Origin of the sequence: Burkholderia sp. EMB26 (genome assembly GCF_024730645.1) — a bacterium.
Classification (GTDB): domain Bacteria; phylum Pseudomonadota; class Gammaproteobacteria; order Burkholderiales; family Burkholderiaceae; genus Burkholderia; species Burkholderia cenocepacia.
Genome location: NZ_CP078070.1, coordinates 3,119,247 through 3,133,730, shown reverse-complemented (window position 1 = coordinate 3,133,730; position 14,484 = coordinate 3,119,247). Strand labels below are relative to the sequence as shown.

Genomic DNA, 14,484 nt, shown 5'->3' with positions numbered 1-14,484 from the left:
CGCGCACTGTCGCGTCCAATTCGACCTGCGTCACGCGGTCGCCATGATTGACCCGCTAAGCTGGCCGTTTCGACGTTTCGAGCGAGGGGACACCATGCGGCGGGTCGTGTTCAACCAGAAGGGCGGCGTGGGCAAGTCGACGATCGTCTGCAACCTGGCGGCGATCAGCGCGAGCGAAGGATTGCGCACGCTCGTCATCGATCTCGATGCGCAGGCGAACTCGACGCGCTACCTGCTCGGCGACGCGGCGGCCGACGCGCAACCGGGCGTGGCCGGTTTCTTCGAAACCGCGCTGACCTTCAACTTCCGGCCGGTCGACGTCGCGTCGTTCATCCACGCGACCCCGTTCGACGGACTCGACGTGATGCCCGCGCATCCGGATCTCGACACGCTGCACGGCAAGCTCGAATCGCGCTACAAGATCTACAAGCTGCGCGACGCGCTCAACGAGCTCGACACTTACGATGCGGTGTACATCGACACGCCGCCCGCGCTGAATTTCTATACGCGCTCGGCGCTGATCGCGGTCGAGCGCTGCCTGATCCCGTTCGACTGCGACGATTTCTCGCGCCGCGCGCTGTACACGCTGCTCGAGAACGTGAAGGAAATCCAGCAGGACCACAACGCGGCGCTCGAAGTCGAAGGGATCGTCATCAACCAGTTCCAGCCGCGCGCGAGCCTGCCGCAACGGCTGGTCGACGAACTCGTCGACGAAGGGCTGCCGGTGCTCGCGTCGCGGTTGTCCGCGTCGGTGAAGATCCGCGAATCGCATCAGCAGTCGACGCCGGTGATCCATCTCGAACCGACCCACAAGCTCGCGCAGGAATTCCGCGCGCTGCATCGCGAACTGGCCGGCTGACCCCGCGCTTCACCGCATCCGCCAAGGCCGCTTCGAGCGGCCTCGTTTTTATCGCGACCGTAATTCATCCGATCATTGAATTCGTCATTAATAATCCAGAAAACGATTTCATAATAAATCCCGAAAAAACGATTACATCGGCGACCACTCCATTTTTAATGAGGGCCGGTTTTCTAATAAACGGAATAATGGATTGGTAAATATTGCGCGACGTCACGATGCGCTATGCTGTAAAAAGGTAAAAAGGCATTGCGGGTCGGAGCGTGCGGGCATCCTGCCCGCGATGTCGGCACGCCGGGCTGCGGCGGCCGCTCTAAAGGGTAATAAGGGTTTATACCTATCATTAATGCCATTTAATTGACAATTAATCGCTCTAGAATGACTTCCTTCAACCGCTCGTGCTCAAACAGGTACGGGTCGTCAATAAGGAAGCGCTGTCGATCAAGCTTCCATTTTTCTTTACGTCGTCTCTCGCATTGCTAACAGGAGCGTGCCCGATGTCCGTATTTGCCCCCGAAAAACTCGCCGCCGATTATCAATCCGGTATCGCCGCCTGGTTCGCGATCGCCCGTCCGGCGATCCACGGTTTCGAGGCCGTCGTCGAACTCAACCTGCAAGCGGCCCGCACGGCGCTCGAGGAATACGAGGACAAGCTGAAGAACGCGTTCAACGGCAACAACCCGGCCGCGGGCTTCGCGCAGCAGGTCGCCGCGCCGCAGGAAGCGGCCGGCAAGGTCGTGTCGTATGGCCGCCATCTGTTCGACATCGCGGTATCGACGCAATCCGAATGGGCGAAGGTCGCGCAGGCCCAGTACGAACAGAACGACAAGCGCCTGAAGGACGTGCTCGGCGAACTGTCGAAGCACGCACCGGCCGGCTCGGCGCCGGTGGTGGCCGCGCTGAATTCGGCGTTGTCCGCGGCGACCGCCGCGGCCGACTCCGTGCGTGCAGCGACGGGGCAGGCGATCGAAGCGGCGCAGAGCGGTTTCGATGCAGTCAGCGAAACGGCCACGCGCGGTGCCAAGCAGACGGCTGCGGCCGCCCGCAAGGACGCCGCGGCTGCGCGCGAATCGGCTGCGTGATCTGAACGCGTGCTGAACGCGTGTCGCGCGCAGGCGCGACACGCTTGATCGGCGCCGGACGGCGCCGGCGCCGCGTGTGCCACGCGGGGGCCGGCGAGCGTCCGATGCGCCGCAAGACGCCCGTGCACGGTTGCCCGTGCGGCGGTGTGTCGTGCCGCCGGTGCGAACAGGCGCCGCCCGCCAACACGGCGCGCGACCGCGACCGCGATCGCACCGGTTGGCCCGACGCGCGCCGTCGCCCCGTGCCGGCGTCACCACGACGAACTGATTTCGATGCAGGAATTGAACATGACGGATGTAGTGATCGTATCGGCCGCGCGGACCGCGGTCGGCAAATTCGGCGGCTCGCTGGCGAAGATTGCGGCGCCCGAACTGGGCGCGACGGTGATCCGCGCAGTGCTGGAGCGTGCGGGCGTGAAGCCCGAGCAGGTCAGCGAAGTGATCATGGGCCAGGTGCTGACGGCCGGCTCCGGGCAGAACCCGGCGCGGCAGTCGCTGATCAAGGCGGGGCTGCCGAACGCCGTGCCGGGGATGACGATCAACAAGGTGTGCGGCTCGGGCCTGAAGGCCGTGATGCTGGCGGCGAACGCGATCGTCGCGGGCGACGCGGAGATCGTGATCGCGGGTGGCCAGGAGAACATGAGCGCGTCGCCGCACGTGCTGCCGGGCTCGCGCGACGGGTTCCGGATGGGCGACGCGAAGCTGGTCGACACGATGATCGTCGACGGGCTGTGGGACGTGTACAACCAGTACCACATGGGCATCACGGCGGAGAACGTCGCGAAGGAATACGGGATCACGCGCGAAGAGCAGGACGCGTTCGCGGCGCTGTCGCAGAACAAGGCGGAAGCCGCGCAGAAGGCCGGGCGTTTCAACGACGAGATCGTGCCGGTGTCGATTCCGCAACGCAAGGGCGAGCCGCTGCAGTTCGCGACGGACGAGTTCGTGCGTCACGGCGTGACGGCGGAGTCGTTGGCGGGGCTGAAGCCGGCGTTCGCGAAGGACGGCTCGGTGACGGCGGCGAACGCGTCGGGGCTGAACGATGGGGCGGCCGCGGTGCTGGTGATGTCGGCGCAGAAGGCAGCCGCCTTGGGCCTGACGCCGCTGGCGCGGATCAAGGCGTATGCGAACGCGGGCGTGGACCCGAGCGTGATGGGCATGGGCCCGGTGCCGGCATCGCGCCGTGCGCTGGAGCGCGCGGGCTGGACGCCGGGCGACCTGGACCTGATGGAGATCAACGAGGCGTTCGCGGCGCAGGCGCTGGCGGTGCACAAGCAGATGGGCTGGGACACGTCGAAGGTGAACGTGAACGGCGGGGCGATCGCGATCGGTCACCCGATCGGTGCGTCGGGCTGCCGGATCCTGGTGACGCTGCTGCACGAGATGGTCAAGCGCGATGCGAAGCGCGGGCTGGCGTCGCTGTGCATCGGCGGCGGAATGGGCGTCGCGCTCGCGGTCGAGCGCGTCGGAGCAGCGGCCTGACGACACGGTTCGCTTGCGGCGTGGGCCAGTGCCGCGGGCGAGCCGGACGGTTTTCGCGCAACACAGGCAGTCAACAACAAAGCGCGGTGCCGATGCGCGACGCGTCCGCGAAGCGGGCGGGGGCTGCGCATCGAAGCGGTGGGGCGGCAGCATGTCCGATGCCGTCGCCCCGCCTTTCATCGATTACTTTTTTGTCGGTAATTCATAGTATGACTAAGCGAATTGCAGTTGTGACGGGTGGGATGGGCGGCCTCGGCGAAGCGGTCAGCATCAGGTTGAACGACGCGGGTCATCGGGTAGTCGTCACGTATTCGCCGAACAACACCGGCGCGGACCGCTGGCTGACCGAGATGCATGCGGCCGGCCGCGAATTCCATGCGTATCCGGTGGACGTGGCCGATCACGATTCATGCCAGCAATGCATCGAGAAGATCGTGCGGGACGTCGGCCCGGTCGACATTCTCGTGAACAATGCGGGCATCACGCGCGACATGACGCTGCGCAAGCTCGACAAGGTCAACTGGGATGCCGTGATCCGCACCAACCTCGACTCCGTGTTCAACATGACGAAGCCGGTCTGCGACGGCATGGTCGAGCGCGGCTGGGGCCGCATCGTCAACATCTCGTCGGTGAACGGCTCGAAGGGGTCGGTCGGCCAGACCAACTATGCGGCCGCGAAGGCCGGCATGCACGGCTTCACGAAATCGCTCGCGCTGGAGATCGCGCGCAAGGGCGTGACGGTGAACACGGTGTCGCCCGGCTATCTCGCGACGAAGATGGTCACCGCGATCCCGCAGGACATTCTCGACACGAAGATCCTCCCGCAGATTCCGGCGGGCCGGCTCGGCAAGCCCGAGGAAGTCGCGGCGCTGGTGGCCTATCTGTGCTCGGAGGAGGCCGGCTTCGTGACGGGCTCCAACATCGCGATCAACGGCGGTCAGCACATGCACTGACGCGCGGCGGCCCGCACGGCGTTCGCGCCCGGGCGGGCCGCGTTCCGCACCACTCCGTGCCGAAGCGGCAGGCGCGCCGCTTCGGCCTCGCATTCCGGAGAACGCATGGGCGACACCTGGATGGGACTCGTGATCGGCGGCTCGGCACTGGCCGTCGCGCTGACGATGGCGATCGCGCTCTACTGGCTCGAGCGGCGCCGCGCGCGGCTGCTGCGGAATTTCGATCATCGCGATTGCTGGCTCGTCGCGTACGGCAAGTGCTTCGCGCGCAGGCCGGCGCGGTCGTTGCGCCGCATGCGCGGTGCACGCTGAGCGCGGCGCCGACGCGTCGCGATCGGTGAACGCTCGATCGGCGATCGATGGGCGGTCATGCCCCGCGCGCATGCCGTCGGCCACGCGCGCGGGATGCGCGATCAGTCGTTCCTTTCGCTCTTTCCGGCCGACTCGCCCGAGTCGTTCTTGTGGAAGATCCGCTTCGTCGTGCGCTTGGTGGCTTCCCAGCCTTCGCGCGACGCATGCGCGACGCCGTGCCCGACCGCCTTCGCGGCGCTCGCGGTCGCGTGGCCGAAGCTGCGCGCCGCGTCGCCGGTCTTGTGCGCGGCTTCCTTCGAATCGCGCTTGATGTCCTGCTTCACTTCCGACATGTCCGCGTGGGCGAGCGGGCCGAGCAGCGCCAGAACGAGCGCGGCGCCAATGAACTGACGAACTTTCACGACCGGTTTCCTTGAGGTAAGCCTCTTCATCGAGGATTCGTGTTGCCGGCGGGCGCCGGTTGAAACGCGCCAGCGGCCGATGCGTCGAGCATCACCGCCGCGCGGCCGGACAGCAGCACGCGCTCGCCGCAGCGCAGCGCGAAGCCGTACAGCACCGAGCGGCCGTCGCCGCTCATGCGTTCCGCGTCGACGGTGAGCGGCTGCTCGAAGGTGTCGAGCCGGTCGACGAACGCGTCGACGTTGCGCACGCTCGCGAGATAGCCGACGCGCGGGCGCGCCTCATGCGCACCGAGCAGCGCGCCGTGTACGGCCATCGCCTGCGCCGCGTACTCGATGCCGCAGACCGACGCGAGCCGCCCGTGCGCGCGCAGCGGGTTGTGCGGATCGCGGTGGCTCGTCGCGGTGCAGCGAATTCGTTCGGCATCCCACGCATCGACCGAATCGAGCATGCACATCGTGCCGGCGTGCGGAATGTGCGCGGCAATCCACGCGTGGTCGAGCGGCGCGGTCAATACGACCGTCGTGGTCATCGCGCGCGCTCCGCGAAAGAGTCGGGCATCGCGACGTCGACCTGCACGCGCGTATCGGCCAGGTAATCGAGCACGACGCGCGTCGATTGCCGCGTGGCGAGCGCGTCCAGCAGCGGCAGCACGCGGGCGGCCGGATTGCCGGCGCGCAGTGCGTCGAGCTCGGCATGCGCGAGCGTCGTGGCGGGCGCATCGGTGAGCTGCACGTCGATGCGGGCGAGCGTGCGTTGGCTCGCTTCCGGCGCGAACACGAGCGCGACGCCGAACGCGTCGCCGATCGGCCGCACCGCACGCAACGGTTCCGGATAGTCGGTGTCGTACGCGATCAGCAGGCTCGGCACGCGATCGACGACGACCTGGCACAGGCTTTCGAGCAGGCCGGCGGCAAAGCTGCCGTCGTGCGCGCACAGCACGTTCGACGTCGCCATCGCGCGGGTCGCGATGCTCCAGTAGCCGGCCGGGGCGTTGTGCACCGAGTTGTGGAAGCGGGTCGGCGACAGCTGGCGATCGTCGCCGGCGAGCGTTTCGCAGATCGCGTGGCAGTTCTGGCCGTCGCCGCCGGATGCGCTGAACACGGTCGCGAGCGTCGCGGCGTCGCGGCCGCTCGCGGCCACCGCCGCGTGGCCGACCGCGAGCGCGGCGCGCACGACGGGGCCCGTGCGACGCCGCTCGGCGGACGGCAGCCCGGCGGGCGGCGGCAGTTCGGTGCGGGCGGCCGCGTAGGGCGCGCGGCCCGCGAGCACGTCGGCCGCGTGCGGCCAGTCGGTCAATCCCGGCCCGACGAGGCCGATGCTCTCGATGAACGCGGTGAGTGTCATGGCGGGCCTCAACGGCGGGCGCGACCGGCCACGTGCCGGGCGCGGCCGAGGATCAGGCTGCAATTCGTGCCGCCGAAGCCGAACGAATTGGAGAGGACGGCGCGCACGCGCGTGTCGCGGCTCGCGAGCACGTAGTCGGCGACGAGCGCCGGGTCGGGCTGCGTCGTGTTGACGCCGGCCGGCACGAATTGCTCGCGCAGCGCGAGCGCGGCGACGATCGCCTCCAGCGCACCGGCCGCGCCCAGCGTGTGGCCGGTCGCGCCCTTCGTCGAGCTGCACGGCGTGCGGGCGAACAGCGCGCCGAGCGCGCGGCTTTCCGCTGCATCGTTGCTCGGGGTCGCGGTGCCGTGCAGGTTCACGTAGTCGATATCGTGCGCGCCGAGGCCGGCGGATGCGAGCGCCTGCTCGATCGCGGCGCGCGCGCCGAGCCCTTCCGGATGCGGCGACGACATGTGATGCGCATCGCTCGATTCGCCGATGCCGAGCAGCAGGATCGCGTCGTCGTCGAGCGCAGCGGGCGGGTCGGGCACACGTTCGACGAGCGCGAACGCGGCGGCCTCGCCGATCGAGATGCCGTCGCGTGCCGTGTCGAACGGCCGGCATGGCCGGCGCGACAGCAGTTCGAGCGAATTGAAGCCGTACAGCGTCGTCAGGCACAGCGAATCGACGCCGCCGACGACGGCCGCGTCGATCAGTCCGGCCTCGATCATGCGGCGCGCGGAGCCGAACGCCTTCGCGCCGGACGAACACGCGGACGAGATCGCCATCGCCGGCCCGCGCAGCGCGAAATACGCGCGCACGAACGCGGCCGGCGAATACGGGTTGTGCGTGTGCGCATAGCGGAAATCGGCCGGCAGCGCGCCGCTCGCCGGATCGCGGCGCTGGTACGCGCGTTCGGTTTCGAGGATGCCGGCCGTGCTCGTGCCGACGAACACGCCGATGCGTGCGGCGCCGTAGCGCGCGGCGGCCGCCGCGACGCGGGCGTCGAAGCCGTCCTGCGTCAGGCCGAGTTGCGCGAGGCGGTTGTTGCGGCATTCGAAGTCGGCGAGATCGGCGCGCACGGGGTGCGCATCGACGCCGTCCACCGCGCCGATCCACGTGTCGAGATCCGCGCGCTCGAAGTTGCACGGCACGAGCCCGCCGCGGGCGCGGCGCAGCGCACCGAGGGTCGCGTCGAGGCCGCGGCCGATGCAGCTGGTGGCGGTGAAGTGCGAGAGCAGGAGAGGGTTCACGAGGGTCGCATCCGGTGGCCGGAACGGGCGCCGCAGCAGGGCTGGCAGGCGCGCCGTTCGCGGTCAGATTTTATCAAACGGGGGTGCCGGCACGCGCGGCTGGCCGGGCGGTTCGGGCGGTTCAGGCGCGAGCGCCGCGCGCAACGTGGTCCAGTGCAACTGCGCGTCGGCGGCCGCGCGCAGCACCGCGTGCAGCACGTCGAGCACGACCGGTTCGCCGCGCGCATCGCGTGCGGCATGACCGTCGTGGACCAGCAGGATGTCGCGCGCCTCGAGGCCGTGCAGCAGGCGGCGCGTGACGGTCGCGGCGTCGCGCGCCCGCGTGTCGAAGCCGCGCCGCGTCCAGCTCGCCAGTTGCAGCCCGAATTCGCACAGCACCGGTTCGAGAAACGGATTGCGCAGGCCGGCCGGCGCGCGGAAGAACAGCGGGCGCGTGCCGGCGATGTCGGTCAGCGTCTGCTGCGCGGCCGCGATCTCGCGCCGCAGCGCGGCCGGCCCCGACAGCGAGAACGTATGGCGGTGCCGCTGACTGTGGTTCTCCACCGCGTGACCACGCGCGACGATCGCCTCGATCCACCGCGGATGGCGGCGCGCGAGATCGCCGATGCAGAAGAACGTCGCACGCGCGTCGTAACGGTCGAGCAGGTCGAGCACGCGCGGTGTGACGTCCGGGTCCGGGCCGTCGTCGATCGTCAGCGCGATGCGGCGGCCCGCGCCGGCCGGCAGGCGCGTCCAGTTCGGGCCGAGCAGCGTGCTGCGCGGCCACAGGCCCGCCGCGGTCAGCGCGAGATGCGATGCGACCGCGCCACCGACGGCCCACGGCCACGTGGCCGGTTGCGCGACCACGGCGGCGGCCGCGCCCGCGTGCAGTGCCGCGGCGCCCGCGATCAGCGGCGTCGGCTTCCAGCGGCGTGCGTCGCCGGCGTGGCGCGGCGGCATGGACGACGACGCGTTCATGCGCGGCCTCCGCGTTCGCCATGACCGATCGTCGTCGCGGCGCGCGGCGCGAGAATCGCCGCGAACGCGAGCGCGAGCATCGCGCCGGGGCCGACGGTCAGCCCGAAGGTTTCGAGCAGCGGCACGCGCGACAGCGCGAGCAGCCCGAAGCCGGCGACCGTCGCGAGGTTCGCGATCAGCAGCGATACCAGCGTGTACGGCGTGACGGGCTGCGCATCCGCGCGCCGGCAGAAGAACAGCGCGTAGTTCGAGCCGACCGCGACGATCAGCAGCATCCCGACCAGGTGCAGGATCGTCAGTTGCACGCCGGCGAGCGCGAAGCCGGCCGTCACGACCAGCACGGCCGCGACGAGTGGCGCAAGGGCGCGCGCGGCGCGGCGCGGCGAGCGCAGCGCGATCAGCAGCAGCACGGCGATCGCGGCGAACCCCGCGAGCGACAGCCGGATGTCCTCGTGCACGTAGCTCACGTACAGGCGATCGGCTTCGGCCTTCATGTCGACGAACAGCGCATCGGGCACGCCCGCGCGCGCGACGGCGGCGCGAATCGGCGTCGCATCGAGGCTCGACGCCGGTTGCGCGGTGCGTGCGGCGTCCGGCGCACGCAGCGGCAGCATCGCGCTCCAGCGGCCGTCGCGTTCGGTCAGCAGCGCGTCGACGGCGAGCGCCATCGACGTGCCGTGCAGGTCCGCGCGCGTCAGCAGCGGCGCGTGACGCGCGGCGTCGACGTCGGTGAGGAACGGCGCGAACAGGTCGGGCTTCACCGCGATCGGCTGGTGCGCGACGGCATCGCGCATCCGCGCGGCAAGCGTGTTCGCATCCGGCAGGCTCGCCTGGCGGGCGCGCTGCGCGGCGTCGCTCGGCAGGTAGCGGGCCGGATTGTCGAAACCGCCGAGCGTGCCGCGCTCGACGAGCGGCTGCAATTGCGCGGCCACTTTTTCCGCGCCTTCTAGTGCGGCCTGTTCGGTCGGCGCGGTAATCACGACGAGGTAGCGCACGTCGGGCGCGCCGACGTCGGCGCGCAGCCGGGCGTCGAGCGCCTGCGCCGGTGCCGGTACGGGGCTGAGCGCGGCGAGCTCGCGGCTCCACAGGCCGTCGCGATGCAGCGCGAGCGTCGCGCAGGCGGCGACCACGAGCACCGCGAGCGGCCAGCGCAGCCGCGGCGCGGCGTCGGCCGCGCGCGCGAGCACGGCGCCGACGCGCGAGACGTCGCGGATCGCGACATGCTCGCCGCGCAGGTGCGGCAGCACGAAGCGCGTGACGAGCGCGGCGGCCGTCAGGCCGACGATCGAATACAGCCCGAGCTGCACGAGGCCCGGGAAGCCGGAGAACAGCATCGACGCGAACCCGCACACCGACGTCAGCACGCCGAGCCGGATCGTCGGCCAGTACGCGGCGACCCACGCGCGCGTCGCGTCGGCCGGGCGTGCCGTGCCGCGCGTGCCGGCCTGCGCCGATTGCACGAACAGGTAGATCGAATAGTCGACGGCTTCGCCGATCAGCGTCGTACCGAACCCGAGCGTCAGCCCGTGGACCGTGCCGAACGCGATGCTGACCGCCGCGATCCCGGCCGCGACGCCCGTCAGCACCGGCAGCAGGCCGAGCGCGAGCGTGCGCGGCGACCGGTACAGCGTGAGCAGCAGCGCGACGATCAGCACGACGCTCGCCGTCGACAGCCGCTCGACGTCGTGCCGGATCGTGTCCCGCGTGTCGACCGAGAACACGCCGGGGCCGGTCATCGCGAGCGTGGTGCCGGCCGCATTCGGCACGGCCTGCGTCGCGGCCGCGAACGCGCGGCGCACGGCGTCGATCGCGCGGGCCTGCGCATCGGTATCGGAGCCGGCGGCGGCCGTCTGCACGACCAGCACCGCGCGCGTGCCGTCGCGCGACGCCCACACGCCGTCGCGGCTCGCCGGTTCGGCCGCGCTGTCGAGCCCGTCGACGAGCGCGGCGACTTCGCCGGTCGGGTCGCGCGGCAGCATCGCCTTCGCGACGAGGCCGGCCGACGAACTCAGCAGGTCGAGGCTGTCGCCGAGCGCCTGGTGCAGGCCGTCGGCGCTGAAGCGCTGCGGCGTGACGGCCGGGCTCAGCAGGTAGCGATGAGCGAAGACGAATTGCCGGTCGCGCGCGTCGTTCGCGGCTTCGCCGTTGTGCACGGCCGCGAACCGCGGATCGGTGCGCAGCGTGCCGGCGACGCGCCGCGACAGCGCGGCGCGCGTGCCGGCATCGCCGCCGTCGATCGCGACGAGGATCAGGCGCGACACGATGCCGTCGCGCAACTGGTCGACGAGCACGCGCTGCCCGGCGCTCGGCGCATTCGGCAGGAACGCGGACAGGTCGGCCGTGAACTGCGCGCGCCCGATCGCGACGCCGCACGCGACGAGCGCGAGCAGCCACACGAGCACCGCGCGCTGCCGCCACGCGGGTGGGCGACGCGTGACGGGCGAGGGGCGCGTACGATCGTCCATCAGTTCGCGTGCGCCGCGACGGGTTGCAGGCGCATCACCGAACGATCGCCGTCGGCCTGCCGGATCGCGACGCTGCGCAACACGTCGCGCGTGCCGTCGAGCGTGATCGTGCTGACGACCTTCAGCATCCGCGAGTCGAGCGGCGTGAGCGTCAGCGTCCAGTCGTCGCCGCGTCCGGCAAGGGCGACCTTGTACACCTGTTCGAGCGCGAAGCGGTTGCCGGCGAGCGTCGCGCGGATGCTGTCGATGAACGCGCCGAGTTCCGGATAGCGCGCGAGCGCGAGCGTGTATTTGCGGTTGTTGCGCTCGACGGTGAGCATGTCGCCGTCGACGACGAGGTGTTCGGGCGTCGGGCGCAGCGTGTGCTTTTCCAGATGATCCGGCGCGACGAACACCAGTTCGCCCGACGATTCGATCGGCTGCGTGGCGATCGACAGGGTCTTCGTCTCGGTGAAGGTCGCGCGGCCCGACTTGTGCTGCGCGAGCGTCGACATCAGCCGGTCGAGGGTCCAGGCCGTTCCGGTATCGGCCGCGTGCGCGGGCACGGCCAGCGCGATCGCGGCGGCGGTGGCGGCGACCACGCGGATAACACCGGCGATGCGGGGCGACGAAAACGGGAGCAGGCAGCGGCGAACGGCGGTCATGCGTCGGAATCCCTCGTGGCGGGCAGGTCGGCGCCGGCGTGCGCCGCCTCGCGGCGCGCGGTTGCGGCCACGGCATCGCCGCCTTGCCAGAAATCGAAATAGTTGAACCAGTTGTACGGCGCCGCGCGGCAGTACCGGTCGAGCAGCGCGACGTAGCGCGCGAGCGCCGCGTCGACCGCCGCCGCGCGCGCATCGCGCCGCACGTCGGAGAAATCGGCGAGCGTCTCGAAGTGCACATCGTAGCGGTTGCCGTCGCGATAGAGGCCCGTCATGAAGATCACCGGGCGCTTCAGCATCGCGGCCATGTAAAGCGGCCCGAGCGGGAACGCGGCCGGCGCGCCGAGCAGCGGCACGCGCCGCAGCGACGCGGCCGCGTCGTCGAGCAGCGTGCGGTCGGCGAGCATGCCGACCATGCAGTTCGCGTCGAGGCGCTCGCGCACCTTCAGCATCGAGTCGACCTGGCCGAGCGGAATCACCTCCGGCTGCGCGGCCGGGTTCACCGCCGCGAGCGTCGCGTTGATCTTGCGCGCGTTCTTCTCGTACATCGTGACGACCACGCGCAGGTCCGGATGCGTGCGGCCGATCGCGCGCACGACTTCGAAGCTGCCGAGATGCGCGCCCATCAGGAACGCGCCACGTCCGCCCGCGAGCGCATCGTCGACGAGCGTTTCGCCGTGCAGCCGGATGTCGAACAGGTCGAAGCGCCCGTTCATCAGGTACACGCGATCGTGGATCGTCGCCGCGAACGTGAACACGTGCCGATAGACGTCGCGCCAGCGCGCGGGGCGCCCGAGCACGCGGCGCAGGTAGTCGCGCGACGCCGCGCACGCGGCCGGCGAGAACAGCACGAAATACGTCGCGATCAGGTGCAGCACGATACGCGCGCGCGGCCGGCCGAAGCGCAGCGAGATCCACGTCATCACGCGCAGCAAGCCCGCGTTGCTGCGCTCCTGGCGTTCGGCCCATGCGGTGCGCTTCATGGCTGCGCGCCATCCTGCACGGACGGTGGTGCTGACAGCACGCCGGTCGCGACCTCGCGCGACCCGGTGCGCACCGTGAAACGGATCGCGCCGCTGGCCGCCGCGTCGTACGCGAGATCGAGCGGTTCGCCGGGCGCGACCGGGCTCAGGAATTTCGCGGACCCGAGCCGCCACGCATGCAGCGGACGGTTCATCGCCGCGCCGATCATGTGGATCGCGTGATCGAGCAGCACGACGCCCGGCACGACCGGATGGCCGGGGAAGTGGCCGGGCAGCGCGGGGTGGTCGGCGGCAATCGTGAACGCGAGCGCGGACGAGGGCGTGCGGGCCGGGTCGCGCCCGGCCGGCGGCGTGGGCGTCGCGCCCGAGGCACGCGCATGTTGCGCCACGAGCGCCGCCAGCACGTCGCGCGGCAGCTTGCCCGTTTCGTTGCGCGGCAGCGCATCGACGAACACGAGCGGGCGCGGCATGAACGCCGGATCGATCCGCTCGCGCAGCGCGCGTTGCAGATCGGCGGCCGAGAGCGTCGGCGCGACGACCAGCGCGACGAGCCGCGTGACCGGCTCGAGGGCGGTGTCGCCGTGCGCCGGCGCGGCTTCGTCCGGCATGAAGAACACGCCGTCGACCACCTCCGCGATCGCGTTGAGCTGATGGTTCAGGTACGCGAGCGACGTGCGCTTGCCGGCGATGTTGACGAGGTCGGCCTTGCGGCCGTGCAGCAGGAACCGGCCGTCGCCGAGCAGTTCGAGCGCATCGCCCATCGGCACGGGCGCCTCGACGTGCCCGCCCGATACCCACACGGTCGGCCCGCTGTCGTCGCCGTCCGGTGCGTCGCGGGCATCGAGCCGGATGTCCGGGAACCGTTCCCACGCCGCGCCTTGCGACGTGCGACGGGTCGCGATCTGACCGGTCTCGGTGCTGCCGTAGATCTCGACGAGCGGCGCGTCGAGCGCGGCCTCGGCTTCGCGCGCGAGCTTTTCCGACAGCGGCGCGGTGGCCGACAGCACCAGCGCCGCGCGCGGCAGCGCATGGCCGGCGGACAGCAGCGCGCGCAGGTGGATCGGCGACGTGACGAGCACGCGCGGCTGCGGGAGCGCGTCGAGTTCGTCGCGAATGTCGCTCGGGTAGAACGGCTGGCGGTTGCTGAACGCGAGGCCGCCGATCAGCGCGAGCAGCACCGTCGACTCGAAACCGTACATGTGTTGCGCGGGCACCGTGCCGATCAGCGTCGCCGCACGGCCGTCGAGCAGCCCGAGCCGCTCGGCCGCCGCGCGCACGCAGCCGACCAGGAAGCCCCAGGTCTTGCGGTGCGGCACCGGCGCGCCGGTCGAGCCGGACGTGAACACGTAGGCCATGATCCGCGCGGCGTCGATTTGCGGGACGGCGAACGGCGCATCGGCCGCCGGTTCGCCCGGCGCGGCGTCGGGATACGCGAAGCGCGGCAGGTCGATCGCGCAGTCGGGCGCATCGTGCAGGCAGAACGCATCGGGCGCGAACGACGCGAGCTGGCGGACCATTTCCGGCGTGTGCGTCGACGGCAGCAGGCTGATCTTGCCGGCGACGAGCGCCGCGCACAGGCTGACCGCGAAGCGATAGCGGTCGCGGCACACGTTGAACACGTGGCCGCCGGCGGGCAGCGCGGCGGCCACGCGCGCGACGTCGGCGACGAACGCGCGCACGGTGACGGGAGAGCCGTCGCGCCAGGCGATCGTCCGGTCGGGCGAGGAATGGAATACCAGCGGGTGAGTCGGCATAAATCGGTCAAGACGGGA

The 14,484-nt window shown here is 70.6% G+C and carries 14 protein-coding genes; 5 read left to right on the top strand and 9 right to left on the bottom strand.

Annotation, left to right across the window (positions count from 1 at the left end; genetic code table 11):
* The first annotated feature begins 94 nt into the window (after window positions 1–94).
* The 5 genes from KU887_RS14760 (at window position 95) to KU887_RS14740 (ending at window position 4,688) form a co-directional block, all read left to right on the top strand.
* A complete protein-coding gene (locus KU887_RS14760) occupies window positions 95–859 on the top strand; it encodes a ParA family protein (protein ID WP_034201359.1) in 765 nt (254 codons plus the stop codon).
* A gap of 497 nt (window positions 860–1,356) precedes the next feature.
* The gene (phaP, locus tag KU887_RS14755) at window positions 1,357–1,941 is read left to right on the top strand and encodes a TIGR01841 family phasin (protein ID WP_006491043.1); all 585 of its coding nucleotides are present in this window, start codon (window positions 1,357–1,359) and stop codon (window positions 1,939–1,941) included.
* A gap of 288 nt (window positions 1,942–2,229) precedes the next feature.
* Window positions 2,230–3,423 (top strand): acetyl-CoA C-acetyltransferase, encoded by a 1,194-nt coding sequence (locus tag KU887_RS14750; RefSeq protein WP_046337637.1) that lies wholly within the window; start codon window positions 2,230–2,232, stop codon window positions 3,421–3,423.
* Window positions 3,424–3,632: 209 nt separating this feature from the next.
* On the top strand, window positions 3,633–4,376 hold the full coding sequence (gene phbB, locus KU887_RS14745) for an acetoacetyl-CoA reductase (RefSeq protein ID WP_012492403.1): 744 nt from the start codon (window positions 3,633–3,635) through the stop codon (window positions 4,374–4,376).
* 105 nt (window positions 4,377–4,481) lie between these two features.
* Window positions 4,482–4,688: a hypothetical protein gene (locus tag KU887_RS14740; RefSeq protein WP_006481510.1), complete on the top strand. Its 207-nt coding sequence runs from the start codon at window positions 4,482–4,484 to the stop codon at window positions 4,686–4,688.
* Between the two features lie 101 nt (window positions 4,689–4,789).
* Here the strand turns inward: KU887_RS14740 and KU887_RS14735 are convergent, their stop codons facing one another.
* The 9 genes from KU887_RS14735 to KU887_RS14695 form a co-directional block, all read right to left on the bottom strand.
* A complete protein-coding gene (locus KU887_RS14735; RefSeq protein ID WP_012492404.1) occupies window positions 4,790–5,119 on the bottom strand; it encodes a hypothetical protein in 330 nt (109 codons plus the stop codon).
* On the bottom strand, window positions 5,116–5,619 hold the full coding sequence (locus KU887_RS14730) for a hotdog family protein (RefSeq protein ID WP_258250451.1): 504 nt from the start codon (window positions 5,617–5,619) through the stop codon (window positions 5,116–5,118). Before KU887_RS14730 ends, KU887_RS14735 begins: the two co-directional genes overlap by 4 nt.
* A complete protein-coding gene (locus KU887_RS14725; RefSeq protein ID WP_200062168.1) occupies window positions 5,616–6,434 on the bottom strand; it encodes a beta-ketoacyl synthase chain length factor in 819 nt (272 codons plus the stop codon). The genes KU887_RS14730 and KU887_RS14725 overlap by 4 nt, the downstream gene beginning before the upstream one ends.
* A gap of 8 nt (window positions 6,435–6,442) precedes the next feature.
* On the bottom strand, window positions 6,443–7,666 hold the full coding sequence (locus KU887_RS14720; RefSeq protein ID WP_258250450.1) for a beta-ketoacyl-[acyl-carrier-protein] synthase family protein: 1,224 nt from the start codon (window positions 7,664–7,666) through the stop codon (window positions 6,443–6,445).
* A gap of 63 nt (window positions 7,667–7,729) precedes the next feature.
* Complete coding sequence (locus KU887_RS14715) at window positions 7,730–8,623, bottom strand: polysaccharide deacetylase family protein (RefSeq protein WP_006497413.1); 894 nt, start codon at window positions 8,621–8,623, stop codon at window positions 7,730–7,732.
* On the bottom strand, window positions 8,620–11,088 hold the full coding sequence (locus KU887_RS14710; RefSeq protein ID WP_258250449.1) for an MMPL family transporter: 2,469 nt from the start codon (window positions 11,086–11,088) through the stop codon (window positions 8,620–8,622). The genes KU887_RS14715 and KU887_RS14710 overlap by 4 nt, the downstream gene beginning before the upstream one ends.
* On the bottom strand, window positions 11,088–11,732 hold the full coding sequence (locus tag KU887_RS14705; RefSeq protein ID WP_034201364.1) for an outer membrane lipoprotein carrier protein LolA: 645 nt from the start codon (window positions 11,730–11,732) through the stop codon (window positions 11,088–11,090). Before KU887_RS14705 ends, KU887_RS14710 begins: the two co-directional genes overlap by 1 nt.
* A complete protein-coding gene (locus tag KU887_RS14700) occupies window positions 11,729–12,712 on the bottom strand; it encodes an acyl-CoA synthetase (RefSeq protein WP_006497410.1) in 984 nt (327 codons plus the stop codon). The genes KU887_RS14705 and KU887_RS14700 overlap by 4 nt, the downstream gene beginning before the upstream one ends.
* Window positions 12,709–14,466 (bottom strand): acyl-CoA synthetase family protein, encoded by a 1,758-nt coding sequence (locus KU887_RS14695; protein ID WP_258250448.1) that lies wholly within the window; start codon window positions 14,464–14,466, stop codon window positions 12,709–12,711. The genes KU887_RS14700 and KU887_RS14695 overlap by 4 nt, the downstream gene beginning before the upstream one ends.
* Between the last annotated feature and the right edge of the window lie 18 nt (window positions 14,467–14,484).

What these genes read in the sequence shown, in the direction of transcription:
- phbB (WP_012492403.1), top strand. Translation starts at nt 3,633, where the DNA reads ATGACTAAGCGAATTGCAGTTGTGACGGGTGGGATGGGCGGCCTCGGC.
- KU887_RS14760 (WP_034201359.1), top strand. Translation starts at nt 95, where the DNA reads ATGCGGCGGGTCGTGTTCAACCAGAAGGGCGGCGTGGGCAAGTCGACG.
- KU887_RS14740 (WP_006481510.1), top strand. Translation starts at nt 4,482, where the DNA reads ATGGGCGACACCTGGATGGGACTCGTGATCGGCGGCTCGGCACTGGCC.
- KU887_RS14725 (WP_200062168.1), bottom strand. Translation starts at nt 6,434, where the DNA reads ATGACACTCACCGCGTTCATCGAGAGCATCGGCCTCGTCGGGCCGGGA.
- KU887_RS14735 (WP_012492404.1), bottom strand. Translation starts at nt 5,119, where the DNA reads ATGAAGAGGCTTACCTCAAGGAAACCGGTCGTGAAAGTTCGTCAGTTC.
- phaP (WP_006491043.1), top strand. Translation starts at nt 1,357, where the DNA reads ATGTCCGTATTTGCCCCCGAAAAACTCGCCGCCGATTATCAATCCGGT.
- KU887_RS14750 (WP_046337637.1), top strand. Translation starts at nt 2,230, where the DNA reads ATGACGGATGTAGTGATCGTATCGGCCGCGCGGACCGCGGTCGGCAAA.
- KU887_RS14705 (WP_034201364.1), bottom strand. Translation starts at nt 11,732, where the DNA reads ATGACCGCCGTTCGCCGCTGCCTGCTCCCGTTTTCGTCGCCCCGCATC.
- KU887_RS14695 (WP_258250448.1), bottom strand. Translation starts at nt 14,466, where the DNA reads ATGCCGACTCACCCGCTGGTATTCCATTCCTCGCCCGACCGGACGATC.
- KU887_RS14700 (WP_006497410.1), bottom strand. Translation starts at nt 12,712, where the DNA reads ATGAAGCGCACCGCATGGGCCGAACGCCAGGAGCGCAGCAACGCGGGC.
- KU887_RS14730 (WP_258250451.1), bottom strand. Translation starts at nt 5,619, where the DNA reads ATGACCACGACGGTCGTATTGACCGCGCCGCTCGACCACGCGTGGATT.
- KU887_RS14715 (WP_006497413.1), bottom strand. Translation starts at nt 8,623, where the DNA reads ATGAACGCGTCGTCGTCCATGCCGCCGCGCCACGCCGGCGACGCACGC.
- KU887_RS14710 (WP_258250449.1), bottom strand. Translation starts at nt 11,088, where the DNA reads ATGGACGATCGTACGCGCCCCTCGCCCGTCACGCGTCGCCCACCCGCG.